At 70.8% G+C, this 14,096-nt stretch carries 7 protein-coding genes; 5 read left to right on the top strand and 2 right to left on the bottom strand.

Translation table 11 applies throughout. The annotated features are described in order from the left end of the window. Positions 1-55 precede the first annotated feature (55 nt). Together AC1C2U_RS05005 and AC1C2U_RS05000 are read left to right on the top strand one after the other, a co-directional pair. Entirely contained in the window at positions 56-3,223 is a 3,168-nt protein-coding gene (locus AC1C2U_RS05005; protein ID WP_495360597.1) for a PD-(D/E)XK nuclease family protein, read from the top strand. After that, on the top strand, positions 3,220-6,516 hold the full coding sequence (locus tag AC1C2U_RS05000; protein WP_495360596.1) for an ATP-dependent helicase: 3,297 nt from the start codon (positions 3,220-3,222) through the stop codon (positions 6,514-6,516). The genes AC1C2U_RS05005 and AC1C2U_RS05000 overlap by 4 nt, the downstream gene beginning before the upstream one ends. Here AC1C2U_RS05000 and AC1C2U_RS04995 read toward each other — a convergent pair. After that, positions 6,426-7,685 carry a phosphotransferase gene (locus AC1C2U_RS04995; RefSeq protein ID WP_495360595.1) on the bottom strand — a complete coding sequence of 420 codons (1,260 nt, stop codon included), beginning with the start codon at positions 7,683-7,685 and terminating at the stop codon, positions 6,426-6,428. The genes AC1C2U_RS05000 and AC1C2U_RS04995 overlap by 91 nt on opposite strands. A 93-nt stretch (positions 7,686-7,778) precedes the next feature. Here AC1C2U_RS04995 and nudC point away from each other — a divergent pair, with 93 nt between their 5' ends. Beyond that, positions 7,779-8,729 carry an NAD(+) diphosphatase gene (gene nudC, locus AC1C2U_RS04990; RefSeq protein ID WP_495360594.1) on the top strand — a complete coding sequence of 317 codons (951 nt, stop codon included), beginning with the start codon at positions 7,779-7,781 and terminating at the stop codon, positions 8,727-8,729. Beyond that, positions 8,714-10,489, top strand: coding sequence for an ATP-dependent helicase (locus AC1C2U_RS04985; RefSeq protein WP_495360593.1), 1,776 nt, complete (start codon positions 8,714-8,716; stop codon positions 10,487-10,489). Before nudC ends, AC1C2U_RS04985 begins: the two co-directional genes overlap by 16 nt. Before the next feature lie 908 nt (positions 10,490-11,397). On the opposite strand, the gene AC1C2U_RS04980 is transcribed toward AC1C2U_RS04985, so the two are convergent. Next, on the bottom strand, positions 11,398-12,717 hold the full coding sequence (locus AC1C2U_RS04980) for a zinc-dependent metalloprotease (protein ID WP_495360843.1): 1,320 nt from the start codon (positions 12,715-12,717) through the stop codon (positions 11,398-11,400). 220 nt (positions 12,718-12,937) lie between these two features. Here AC1C2U_RS04980 and AC1C2U_RS04975 point away from each other — a divergent pair, with 220 nt between their 5' ends. Then, entirely contained in the window at positions 12,938-14,062 is a 1,125-nt protein-coding gene (locus AC1C2U_RS04975) for a YlbL family protein (protein WP_495360592.1), read from the top strand. Positions 14,063-14,096: the final 34 nt, after the last annotated feature.

The following is a 14,096-nucleotide window of genomic DNA, read 5'->3' as shown; positions in this document are numbered from 1 at the left end:
GGCTGGCCGGGCCCGTACCCGTTCACTGTCGGCGGAACCCGTTAACGTTGCCAACATGCAGGCCACCGCGACATCCGCAGCACTACTCCCGAGGCTCGCCGAGGGCGAGCATGCAGCGGTGTTCGGGGCTCCCGGCAGCGGAAAGACGACGTTCGCGATCGAGCTCGTCGCCGACCGCGTCGAGCGGCTCGGGTACGCCACCGACGAGGTACTCGTGATCTCGGCGACGCGTGCCGCCGCGACGTCGCTCCGCGACCGGCTCGCGGTGCGTCTCGGCACGACGACGAGAGGTCCGCTCGCCCGCACGGCGAACTCCATCGCCTTCCAGTTGGTGCGGGCGTTCACCGGCGCATCCGTCACACTCCTCACGGGCGCCGAGCACGACCAGATCATCGGCGAGCTCATCGACGGCGGCATCCGAGACGGCTTCGGGCCCGAGTGGCCCGACCCGCTGACTCCCGACGTGCGGGTGCTCCGAGGCTTCCGTTCGGAGCTGCGCGACCTGCTCATGCGGGCCGTCGAACACGGCGTCGACGCCAGCGCACTCGCGACGCTCGGCGAACGTGCAGGCCGGCCCGACTGGGTTGCGGCCGCTGGATTCCTCGACGAGTACGACGAGGTGAAGGCGCAGCTGCGGCCGACCCAGTACGACTCCTCAGAGCTCGGGGCGTTCGCGGCGGCGATCGTGAGGCGCAGCACGACGGACGCCTCCGCCGCGGCGGCACTCGGGCTACTCGCACGGGTGCGCCTCGTCGTGGTCGACGATGCGCAGGAGGCGACCGAGACGACCGCTGCGCTGCTCGGCGCGTTCGCTGCCCGCGGCGTCGCCGTGGTCGCGCTCGGCGACCCTGACGTCGCGTCCAACGGATTCCGCGGCGGGCGCGCCGAGCTGCTCGGCTCACTCGGCTCGGTGCTCGGCGGCGAGCTCGTGCATCGCGTCGAGCTGCCCGTCGTCTACCGGGGTCGGCCCGAGTTGCGCACGATCGTGCAGTCGGTGAGCCAGCACATCGGCACGGCACTCGGCGGCACGCATCGCACGGCCGAGCGTCACGCGGCGACCGAGCCCGACCCGCTCGCCGCAGTGCTCGGCATCGAGGCGCCGTCGCATGCCGCTGAGTGCCAGGCCGTCGCGGCCGTGCTGCGAGAGCGTCACCTGCTCGACGGCGTACCGTGGTCGTCGATGGCTGTGGTGCTGCGCTCGGGCGGCGACGTGCCCGCCTTCGAGCGGGGGCTCGCGCTCGCCGATGTTCCCACGGCCGGGAGTGCCGCACGAACGGCCCTCCGCGACGCACCCGCGGCAGCTGCGCTGCTTGCCGCGGCATCACTGGTACTCGATCGCGAGCTGCTCACGCCCGAACTCGCGGTCACCGTGCTCACCGGGCCGCTCGGCCGGCTCGACAGCGTCGGCCTTCGCCGACTGCGGCTCGCACTGCGGCATGAAGAGCTCGCGGTCGACGGCTCGCGCACGGCCGACGAACTTCTCGTCGAAGCGCTCGCAGTGCCCGGCGGGTTCGAGACGATCGACGCGGCGCCGGCCCGACGGGCTGCACGCCTGGCCAAGCTCCTCTCGACCGCTCGCGGCGTCGCGCAGCGCGGTGGCACTATCGAAGAGGTGCTGTGGTCGCTCTGGGAGGCCAGTGGACTCCCCACCGAGTGGGGCGCCCAAGCGGCCGGCACGGGCGTGCTGGCAGAAGAGGCCAACCGGTCCCTCGACGCGGCCGTCGCCCTGTTCGCCGCGGCCCAGCGTTTCGTCGAACGCGAACCAGACGCTCCGGCCGTGCGCTTCGTCGACGAGGTGCTCGCGAGCGAGCTGCCCGAAGACTCGCTCGCGCCGCAACGCTCAGCCGAGACCGTGCTCGTGACCACCCCGCCCGCCGTCATCGGCCGGGAGTTCGACGTGGTCGTCATCGCCGGGTTGCAAGACGGCGTGTGGCCGAACCTGCGCCCTCGGGGCACTCTCCTGCATGCAGCGCTCGTGCCGCGGGTGGTCGCTGCCGCGCGCGCCGGGGCTCCGCTTCCGGCGCCCGAGACGGTCGCCGAGGCGCGCGTCTCGGTGCGCAGCGACGAACTGCGGCTATTCGTGCTCGCCGCTTCGCGCGCGAACCGGCAACTCGTGTTGAGCTGCACCGCGAACGACGATGAGCAGCCGTCGATGCTCATGGGGTACGCGACCGAACGGATCAAGGCCGCACGTCGGCGCCCCCTGCACTTGCGCGGACTCGTCGGCGCGCTGCGTGAAGAGGCGACGAGTACAGCGATGGGTGAAGCGTCGGCCGCGCTCGCACTCCTCGCCGAACAAGGGGTGCCGGGGGCACACCCCGACGAGTGGTACGGGCTCGCCGAGCCCTCGACGACGGCGCCACTCGTCGATCTCGACGGCGATCCCGAGGCGCTCGTCGCCGTTTCGCCATCGCAGATCGATCGCGCCGAAGAGTCGCCACTCGGCTGGTTCATCGACCATGTCGCGTCCCCGCCATCGGGGCTCGCCGCCTCGATCGGCACGATCGTGCACGCCGTCGTCGAAGAGGCTGGTGCCCGCGACGACGGCGACACGAGCGTCGAGACGCTCTGGGCGGCCGTCGAGGAGCGCTGGCGCGAGTTGCGCTTCGAGGCCGGCTGGGTGGCCGAGCGCGAACGCCGCGGTGCGCGGCGCATGGCCGAAGGAGCGTCCGACTACCTCACGAACTTCGCCGACGACGGCAAAGTGCTGCTGGGCGCCGAGGGCCGGTTCACGCTCATCGTCGATCGCGTGCGCATCTCGGGCACCATCGACCGGGTCGAAGCGTCACCCGACGGCATCACCGTGATCGTCGACCTGAAGACCGGCCGCACGCCGCCCTCGGCGGCCGAGACCGCAGCCCACCCGCAGCTCGCCGCATACCAGCTGGCCGCTCGGGCCGGGAAGGTGCCAGCTGGCATGCCCGGTGCCGGCACACCAGACGGCGGCACACCAGACGCCGGCACACCAGAAGCACCGGACGCCGGCACGCACGGCGGCGCAAAGCTCGTCTACCTCGCGAAGCCGACCCGCGGTATGGCCTTCACCGAACGAGCGCAGCAACCGTTCGACGACGACGCCGAGGTGGCGTTCCGCGAGCGGCTCGGCGCAGTGGCGCGCATCATGGCGGGCAGCGAGTTCGAGGGACCGGCCGAACTCGGCTACCGCTCGCGATTCGGCGGCTGGCAGTACCGGGTGCATCTCGTGCCGGCGGTCTCGGCGTGATCGCCGCCGCCGACATCGCCGCACGCCTCGGCCTGCATGCGCCCACCGCCGAGCAGCGCGCGGTCATCGAAGCCGATCCGCTGGGGCAGAGCATCGTCGTGGCCGGCGCGGGCAGCGGCAAGACCGAGACGATGGCGAACCGTGTGGTCTGGCTCCTCGCCAACTCGCACGTGGCGGTGCCCGAGGTGCTCGGCCTCACCTTCACGCGCAAGGCAGCCGGAGAGCTCGCCGAGCGCATCCGGGAGCGCATCGCGCAACTCGTCTCGCTCGGCATCGCCGAGGTGTCCCTCGATCCGCTCGAGTCCGCCTCGGTCGGCACATACAACGCGTTCGCGAGCGCGATCTACCGTGAGCACGCCATGCTCATCGGTCGAGAGCCCGACGCCGCCGTGCTCGGCGAGGCATCCGCGTGGCAGCTCGCACGCTCGGTGGTCGCGGCATCGGCCGACCCGCGACTCGTCGAACTCGACGCCTCGCTCGACAAGGTCACGGCGGCCGTGCTCGCGCTCAGCCGGGCGCTCGCCGAGAACGTCGCCGACAGCCGCGACGTGCGTGCCATGACCCGCGACTTCCTCGCGATGCAGGGGCTGCCCATCGAGGCTCCGCGCAAGCGCACCGACTTCACCTCGTTCGTCGATGCACTCGGCGTCGTCGGCGCATTGCCGCCGCTGCTCGAGCTCGCCGATGCGTACTCGGCGGCGAAGCAGCAGAAGGGTTTCGTCGAGTTCTCCGACCAGGTCGCGCTCGCACTCGCGATCTGCGAAGGGCACCCAGAGGTGGTCGCCGGGCATCGCGAGCGGTACCGCACCGTGCTCCTCGACGAGTACCAAGACACGAGCGTCGTGCAGACCCGGTTGCTTGCCAAGCTGTTCGGCGGGCAGCCCGTGATGGCGGTGGGCGACCCCGACCAGTCGATCTACGGATGGCGCGGGGCGAGCGCCGCGAACCTCGCACGCTTCGGGCCCGACTTCGCGGCCGGCGCTGACGCCGCCGTGTACGACCTCTCCACGAGCTGGCGCAATCCGCGCGTCGTGCTCGATGCGGCGAACACGCTCATCCAGCCGCTCGATGCAGGCATCCCGAAGGCGCCGCTCGGCGCGTCGCCGTTCGCGCAGCCGGGGCGACTGGATGCCGCGTGGGCGGAGACGATCGAGCACGAGGCCGAACTCGTGGCGGCGTGGTTCCGCGAGCGCCTCGGGCGCGGCACGAACGGCGGCCCGCGCGAAGCCGCCCGCAGCGGCGCCCTGCTCTGCCGCACCTTCGCCAATGTCGGCGTCTTCTCGGCGGCGCTGCGGGCGAAAGGGGTTCCGGTGCACGTGCTCGGCATGGCCGGTCTCCTCGACCAGCCCGTGATCGCCGACCTCGTCTGCGTGCTCCGGGTGTTGAACGACCCGACGGCGGGCTCAGAACTCGTGCGAGTGCTCGGCGGTGCTCGGTGGCGCATCGGATCCGCCGATCTCGCCGCGCTGCACGGGCTTGCGAAGTGGCTCGCCGACCGTGACCTCGCCACCCGAAAGCTCGGCGACGATGTGCGAGCCGGGCTTCGCGCCTCCATCGCGCCCGACGAATCGCCGTCGATCGTGGACGCCCTCGACTTCCTGCTCGTGGCACCCGACTCCCATTCCGCTCTCGCCCGGTTCAGCGACGTCGGGCTCGCGCGCATGCGCCGGGCGGGCGCGCAACTCCAGTCGCTGAGACGCCGCGCAGGGCTCGGTCTCATCGACTTCGTCAGCCTCGTGCAGCAGGAACTACTGCTCGACATCGAGGTCGCAGCCAATGCCGCACAGCCCCTCGGCGCGCCGAGCCTCGAGGCGTTCGACGAACTGCTCGCCGGTTTCGCGGAGGTCTCCGAGCACCCCACACTCGGCGCGTTCCTGGGTTGGCTCACCGAAGCAGAGCAGCGCGACCGGCTCGCGCCCCGGCAAGACGAACCCGAGCCTGGCGCCGTGCAGGTGCTCTCGATCCACGGATCGAAGGGCCTCGAGTGGGATGTCGTGGCCATACCGCGCATGGTCGACGACGAGTTGCCGTCGAAGCCACGATCGTCGAAAGGGTGGCTCGCGTTCGGCGAATTGCCCAACGAGTTCAGGGGCGATGCCGATGAACTGCCCGAGCTGGCGTGGCGCGGCTCGCAGAGCCAGGCGGACTTCGACCGTGCCGTCACCGCGTTCGCAGAAGAGAACCGCGAGCGTCACGCAGAAGAGGAGCGGCGCCTCGCCTACGTCGCACTCACCCGCACGCGCAGCGACCTCCTCGTATCGGGCTCATGGTGGGCGGGCCAGAAGGCGCCGCGAAAGCCCAGCCCCTTCCTTCGCGAACTCGTGACCGCCGGTGTGCTCGATGCGAGCGTGCTTCCCGTCGCACCCGAGTCCGATGAGAACCCCAGGGCGGGGTCGACCGAGCGCGTGCGCTGGCCGCTCGACCCGCTTGGCGCTCGCCGGCACGCCGTCACCGCGGCGGCGACCGCGGTGCGCGCCGCGGCCGAACGCCCGAGCGGTGAGGGCATCGGCCCGGTTCTGGCCGATCGCATCCGGATGCTCCTCGAAGAGCGCCGCCTCCGTGCTGAGGGCTCCGCGAACGCCGAGGTGCCCGTACGCGTGCCGGCATCCCGGTTCAAGGACTACGTCGACGACCCCGCGGCCGTCGCCGCGCAGCTGCGCAGGCCGATGCCGCAGCGACCGTTCCGGGCCACCCGCATCGGCACACTGTTCCACCAGTGGGTCGAGCAGCGTTCGATGGGCGAGTACGAGACTGCGGCGATCGATGCGTTCGGCTCGCTCGACGGTCTCGATGCCTTCGCCGAACTCGATGCGGCCCGCGACGAGGGCATCACCGATGCCACACCCGAGCGGATGCGCACGCTGCAGGCGACATTCGAGGCGTCAGAGTGGGGCAACCGCAAACCGTCCGCGGTCGAGATCGAGCTGCATCTGCCGATCGGTGACAACGTCTTCGTCTGCAAGCTCGACGCGGTGTACGAGGTGGCGCCCTCGAGCGAACTCGGGCGCCGCGGCATCCGCTATCAGGTCGTCGACTGGAAGACGGGCAAGGCGCCGCGTGACGCGCACGATCTGGAGTTGAAGCAGACGCAGCTCGCGCTCTACCGACTCGCGTACGCCAACTGGGCCGGCATCGAGCCCGCGCAGATCGACGCCGTGTTCTACTTCGTCGAAGACGACCGGGTCATCAGGCCCGATGCGATCTACGACGAAGCGGCATTGCGACGCGCGTGGGCGTCGGTCGCGGCATCCGGCGTTGCTCGGGCGCCGTCGGCGGCCTCGTCGTCTCGCTGAGTCCCTGCCGCATTCCCACGCTCGGGCGTTGCGTCACCCCAGTCGGAAAGATCGAGCGGAATCGGGGCGGTGGCGTCGAACGGGGCCGTGTCGCGCTCACCGGCCTCGCGTCGTTCGAGCTCGGAGAAGTCATAGCTGTCGGTCAGGAGACTCGCCCCACCCTCGCGCGGCAACGTCTCCCGCGGCGTCTCGTCGAGGAGCCGCTCGACGTCGCCGACCGTGAGGATCGGGCCGGTCTCGGGCGAGAGGGGCTCGCTCGAGCGGTCGTGAACGCTCTCGACGAGCCCGTCGAGCAGTGCGACGGCGTCGGTGATGATGGCGTCGTCGCGCACTTCGACGCCGTGCAACAGCCACTTCGCGAGCTCCAGCTCGCCGTAGAGCAGCGCACGCTGCGGCAGGTGCGCGTCGGCGCCGCCATCGCGCGCGCCGAAGTAGTCGTCGAGGGCGCGCTCGGCTGAGGCCCCTCGCGAGGTGAGCAGCCAGTGCATATCGCGTGCCGGGTCGCCCTGGGCGAGCGCCGACCACCCGATGAGGCCGGTCACCGTCTCGCCATCGACGAGCAGCGAGTCGGCGGCGAGTGCCCCGTTGATGACGGTAGGGCGGAAGCGCCAGAGCAAGGCGTCGTCGGTCGCTTCCTCCCAGCGTCGCAAAAGGGCGGCGGGCAAGCGGCCGGTGTCAGCGGCACGATCGATGACGTCGACGACGGCGTCATGCGCTTCGTCGGCCGTCTGTCGCGGCAGGCCTGCGTCGGCGATGAACGCGCTCGGCAGGTTGTGCACCGCGGCGAGGGCGAGGCCGACCGAGGTGGCGATGCCGTCGTGTTCGGTGAGCTCGTCGGCGGTTCGAGCAGCCCCGGGCACGTAGCTCGTGACGACCGCACGGGTGCCGTCGATCGGTGCCTGGCCGACCACTTCGGGAACGCCGAACGGCATGAGCGAGCGGATGCCGTGGGTGAGCGCGCGGAGTGCGACGAGATCGGCCGACTGCTCGGATTCGGCGGCTTGCGATCGCGGAATCCGCAGCACGAGCAGGCGATCGTCGGTGCTCCGCAGCAGCACGGCATCGAACGCGCCGTGGCTCTTCCGGGTGTGCGATCGAACCGCGCGCACCTCGAGTCCGGGCACCGCCGCCGTGGCCAACGCGGCTAGAGTGAGTGGAGATCTGGCCATGGCACACAGCTTAAGCGGGCTTCTCGCGGCTGGGAGCGACCGCCACGCCTTCCGGCAGACTCCGACTCCGACCCGGGCATCGAGAGGTGGCATGTGACCGAAACGACATCGCCGGTTTTCGCGCGTTCGACGATCGACCGGGATGCCGCATCGCGGGCCGATCCAGGGCTCGAGGCGTCGCTCGATGCCGACCCCGAGACCCGCGTCATCGCCGTGCACCGAGGCCGCGCCCTCATCGCCGAACGGGTCGACGGTTCGGCGCCGGCGCTGCAACTGGCCGTCGCTGCAGGGTTGCCGGCGCCCCTCCTTCGCTGCTACCTCGGTCGTGAGGCAGACGTCAGGTTCGAGCTGCGGGTCTTCGACGAGGATGCCGCGAGCACGATCGAACCCGAAGATGCACGCTGGCAGGGCCTCCGCGACGCGGCGCCGGTGCTCAGCGAACGGGATGCGAGCCTCTTCGCCGAAGCGCTGGCGCTCGCCAACTGGCATGAGCGGCACGTGCGGTGTCCGCGATGCGGGGCGGCGACCGAGAGCGAGCAGGCGGGCTGGGCGCGACGCTGCACCGCCGACGGCAGCCAGCACTTCCCGCGTACCGACCCGGCCGTGATCGTGCTCGTGACCGACGACGACGACCGGGTGCTGCTCGGCTCGAACGCGCTCTGGGCGCAGCACCGGTTCTCACTGCTCGCGGGCTTCGTCGAGCCCGGTGAGACGCTCGAGGCCGCTGTCATCCGCGAGATCGGTGAGGAGGCCGGCATCGAGGTCGACCGGGTCGAGTATGTCGCGTCCCAGCCGTGGCCGTTCCCGGCGAGTCTCATGCTCGGCTTCAGTGCGCGGGTAGCGCCGTCGGTCGCACCGTCATCGGCGGTGCCCGATGGCGAGGAGATCCTCGAGCTGCGCTGGTTCACGCGTGACGAGCTCGCTGCCGCGCGTGCCGATGTCGGCCTGCCGGGTGAGACTTCGATCGCACGTTGGTTGCTCGAGCGCTGGTACGGCGGACCTCTCGACCCCGAGGGGATCGGGCCCGCATGGTCGACGTCGTGACCGAGGCATCCGACCCGCTGCTCGATGCGCTCGACGACGAGCAGCGGGTCGCGGCCGAGGCATTGCTCGGTCCGGTGTGCGTGCTCGCGGGTGCAGGCACGGGCAAGACTCGGGCGATCACGCACCGCATCGCGTACGGAGTGGCGTCGGGCGCCTACGACCCTGCGCGCGTGATGGCGCTCACCTTCACGTCGCGAGCCGCCGCCGAGCTGCGGGCGCGGCTGCGGGCGCTCGGTGCCGGCGGAGTGCAGGCGCGCACGTTCCACGCTGCGGCGCTGGCGCAGTTGAACCACTTCTGGCCCATCGTCGTCGGCGGCGGTGCGCCGCGGGTGCTCGAGTACAAGGGCAGGCTGCTCGGCCAGGCCGCTGAACGCGCACGAGTGCGAGTCGACGCGGCGACGCTGCGCGACGTTGCGGCCGAGATCGAGTGGCGCAAGGTCGCCTGCGTCGGGCCCGACGCGTATACGGCACGGCTCGCCGCCCGCGGGGTTCCCGGCAATCTCACGGCGGAGCAGTTCCTCGCACTCGTCGACGCCTACGAGTCGCTGAAAGACGAGCGGCGAATGCTCGACTTCGAAGACGTGCTGCTCGCGACGGCCGGAATGATCGAGTCCGAGGCATCCGTGGCCATGCATGTGCGCGAGAGTTATCGGCACTTCATCGTCGACGAGTACCAGGACGTCTCGCCCGCCCAGCAGCAGTTGCTCGACCTCTGGCTCGGTGGTCGTCGCGATCTGTGCGTGGTGGGCGACGCGAGCCAGACGATCTACTCGTTCGCAGGCGCGAGCGCCGATTACCTGCTCGACTTCGAGCGTCGGTTCGAGGGCGCGACGGTCGTGCGCCTCGAACGCAACTACCGGTCGACGGCGGCGATCATCGACGTCGCGAACCGGCTCATGCGCGGTCGTGCGGGCGCCCTGCGGCTCGAGGCGGTCGTCGGCGAAGCGGTTGCCCCGGCGCCGGCGGCTTCCGCCGAGCCGACGATCGTCGAGTACGCCGACGACCTCGCCGAGGCTCGGGGCGTCGCGACTCGCGTTCGCGCGCGCATCGATGCGGGTATCCCGCCCGAGTCGATCGCGGTGCTCATGCGAGTGAACTCCCAGTCGGCGATCCTCGAGCGTGCGCTCGAGGAGGTCGGCGTCGGGTCGAGGGTGCGCGGCGCCGCAAGGTTCTTCGACCAGCCCGAGGTGCGCGAGGCGGTGCACGCGTTGCGCGCGGCCGCACTCACGATCGCGGGCGAGCCGCTGTTCAAGTCGGTCAGCGATGTGCTGCGCGCCCTCGGCTGGACCGCGCAGGCTCCCGACGGCCCCGGCGCGGTGCGCGCCCGCTGGGAGTCGCTGAATGCGATCGCCCGACTCGTCGACGACGCACCGCCGGGTACCACGTTCCGCACCTTCGCCGACGAGCTGCGCGCCCGCGCCGAGGCGCAACACGAGCCGACGGTCGCCGCGGTGACGCTCGCGACCCTGCACTCGGCCAAGGGCCTGGAGTGGAACGAGGTGTTCATCGTCGGCCTCACGGAGGGCATGCTCCCGATCGCATATGCGAAGGGGCTCGAGGCGATCGACGAAGAGCGGCGGTTGCTGTACGTCGGCATCACGCGGGCACGGCTGCGCCTCGAACTGAGCTGGCCGCGCCAGGGCGGCGGATACCGAGGCGAACGGGAGCCGTCACGGTTCCTGCAGGAGCTCGGCACCCGCACTCGGGATGCGCCGGGTGGAGCGTCTGCCGCACGCGGGCGCCGGGCTGCGCGAGCCTGAGCGAGGCGTCGCGCAGTCGCTCGAGCCCGTGGGCGAGTCGATCGTCGACGAGGGATGCGGCCAGGGCGGCGGCATCGTGCGCCGCCCGCGGCGTGCAGCTCGCCGCCGGTCGCCCCGCGAGTTGGGCTGCGACCACCGGCCACGCCGGGTCGTCGTCGCGCCGGGCGAGGTCGAGGCAGCGCAGGCACGGACCGCGCCCGGGCTCGACCAACGGACCGACGCGCGTGCCCTCATCGTCGAAGACGATGGCGAGGTGAGGTACGTCGCCCCTGAGCCAGGGCAGGTGCCGTGCGGGGGAGATCACCCATGAGGCGACGATGACGGCGAGTGCGATGTCGCCGGGGTCGGCTGCGGCAGCGGCCTCCTCAGCGGGCAGCGTCTCGTAGTCGAGGGTGGCGAGGTTCGCGGCGAGCAGGCGCGCGATGGCGGGTGGTGCGTCGAGGGCGACGAGGAGCGGTGAGCGAGCGGATGCCGCGGCATCCGCTCGGCCCGATGCAGGACCCGATGCAGGACCCGATGCGGGACCCGATGCGGTGGCGGCGGTCGTCTCAGGTGCTGCCCGGCGTGCCGCCTCGGGCGCAGTCGGGGGTGCTGCCTCGAACGCCGGCGCGAGCACGTCGAGCAATGCTTGCACGTCGCCCGCCGAACCGCCGAGCCCCGCGCCGATCGTCTGCAGCGTGCGCACCGAGACGCCGTGACGTAGGGCCGTGATCAGTCCGGTCTCGAACTCACCCGGCTCGCTCAGCACCACGCGCGGCGTTGCTCCGAGCTGCAGCTCGGTCGGCGTGCGCCAGACGAGGGGGAGGTTCGGATCGATGCGCGGTGACATGCCGAGAGCTTGCCCGAATCGCGCGGGTCACCGTGGAATTCCTCCACAGGCTGCGCCCGAAGCAGCCTGCCGCTGCCACTCAGGCGGTCGGTTCCTCGCCGTCTTCGCCCGGTGCTGCCGGTGTCTCGCCGCGGAGGAGCTGCTCGAGCGCCTGGTCGAACTCGTCGTCGGCTTCGGCCTCGGCCGTGTCTGTGCCCGTGAGGCGCGCGACGAGGCGAGCCGGATCGTCGAGGTCTTCAGAGGTCGGCAGGAGGTCGGGGTGGGACCAGAGAGCGTCGCGCGCCTCGACGCCGACGGCGTCGGTGACGGCCCGCCACATGGCGGTCGCCTCACGAAGGCGGCGGGGGCGGAGCTCGAGACCGACGAGCGTCGCGAATGCGGACTCCGCCGGGCCGCCAGAGGCGCGACGACGACGGATCGATTCCGCGATCGCGTCGGACTTCGGCAGTCGCCCGGTCGCATCGGCCGTGGCCGCGTCGACCCAGCCCTCGACGAGGGCGAGCATCGTCTCGAGCCGCGCGAGGGCGGCCTGTTGCGGTTCGCTCTTGGCCCGGATGAGGGCGCCGTTGACGACCGCGTTGCGGAGTTCTTCGGTGTTCGAGGGGTCGAACCCCTCGGCGAGTTCTTCGAGCCGGTCGGTGTCGATGTCGATGCCGCGGGCGAACGTCGTGATCGCGGTGATCAGGTGGAGCCGCAACCACCGTGCGTGCCGGAAGAGTCGCGCGTGCGCGAGTTCACGCACGGCGAGGTAGAGCTCGACCTGGTCGGTCGGGATGTCGAGGTCTTCGCCGAACGTCGCCGCGTTCTGCGGCAGGATCGCAGCGCGTCCGTCGTCGAACAGCGGGATGCCGACGTCGCCGCCGGAGACCACCTCGGTGGCGAGCTGGCCGACGACCTGCCCGAGCTGCATGGCGAACAGCGCACCGCCGATGCCGCGCATCATGCGGCTCGCGCCTTCGATCATCTCGCGCATCTCTTCGGGTGCCTGCTCGCTCATGACCCGGGTGAGCGCATCGGAGATGGAGAGCGCGACGGGCTCGGCCAGTTGCGACCAGATGGGCATCGTCGCGGTGACCCACGCACGCCGGGTGAGCAGTTCGGGGGTGCCGGGCAGTGCGCCGAAATCGACAGCCTCATCGAGCCACAGGGATGCCACTTGGAATGCCTGGCCGAGCCGGGCACGTTCTTCATCGGTGATCTGGCGCTGGTCGGTCGCGGCGCGCTCTTCGCCCTGGCGAAGAGCGACGCTCCAGTCGATGCCGTCATCGGCGCGGTTCATCGCCTGCTGCAACTGCCCGAACAGCGCCGCGAGGCTCGCCGGGTCGTTGGGCAGACCTGCGGCGCCCGCGAGGCTCGACGGATCGATGCCGCCTTCACCCGAGAGCAGCTCGCGGAGCATCTCTCGGAACTCGTCTTCGGGGCTCCGGTCGTCGGGCTCATCATGCCGATCGGCCACTCTCGCCACCTCCCAGTCGCGTCATGTCAACCGTAACGCGGAGGCACGGCCGTGTGTCTGGGAAATGGCCTAGGCTGGGCGTTCCGGGTGTCCGCCCTTCGCGAACAGCGCCGGCCCCGGCGCTTGCAACAGCGACGACCCGTCGCCCCGGAAGGAATGTGGGATGGCCCTCTTCTCCGACGAGCCATCGGCGTCGTCTTCGCAGCCGGCGCGCCACGGTCGCCGTTCGCTCGCTGAACGCATCGGCTGGAGCGCCCTCACGGTCGCGATCGTGATCGGCATTGTCTTCGCGCTGCTGCCGTCGCCGTACGTGATCGAGCAGCCCGGACCCGTTTACGACACGCTCGGCGTTGCCGAGAACGGCGACGACGAAGAAGTGCCGCTCATCGAGATCCTCGACGAGACCACCTTCCCCACCGACGGCGAGCTCAACCTCCTGACCGTTTCGATCGTCGGTCGGCCCGGCCAGACGCCGAGCTGGCTCGAGGTGCTTGCTGCCTGGTTCGATCGCACACGCTCGGTCGTGCCGGTCGAAGCGATCTTCCCGCCCGGCGTCAGCAACGAAGATCGTGACGCGCAGAACGAAGCGGCGATGGTCGATTCGCAACAGGATGCGATCGCGGCGGCGCTCGTCGAGCTCGGGTACGACTTCCCGCGCGAAGTCACCGTCGCCGGGCTCCTCGAGGGGTCGCCGGCCGACGGCATCATCGAGGCGGGCGACGTGATCGTCTCGCTCGACGGCACCCAGGTGAATTCGATCGGCGAGCTTCAAGCGGCGGTGCGCGAGCACGGTTCGGATTCCCCTGCGACGATCGAACTCATCCGCGACGGTTCCCCGCTGACCGTCGAGGTGACCCCCGTCTCCCGCGACGGAGTCGCCGTGCTCGGTGTGGGGGTGCGCATGCACTACGAATTCCCGATCGATGTCGAATTGCAACTCGACAACGTCGGCGGACCGAGTGCGGGCATGATGTTCGCTCTCGGCATCGTCGACAAGTTGACGCCGGGTGCGATGACGGGCGGCGAGATCGTCGCGGGTACGGGAACGATCGACTCGGCCGGTGCCGTGGGGCCGATCGGCGGCATCCAGCAGAAGCTCTGGGGTGCCGAAAGAGCCGGTGCCGACTGGTTCCTCGCTCCCGAGGCGAACTGCGACGAGGTCATGGGGAATGTTCCCGACGGGGTCTACGTCTTCGCGGTGTCCACCCTCGATCAGGCGCGTTCGATCGTCGAAGACGTCGCAGATGGGCAGATCACGGGCACCTACCCATCGTGCCCGGCCGCCTGAACAGCCGATTCCAAGGAACGCGACTCTAGGATGG

This window comes from Agromyces sp. Y575 (genome assembly GCF_059445445.1).
This window is presented reverse-complemented; position numbering and strand designations above follow the sequence as displayed.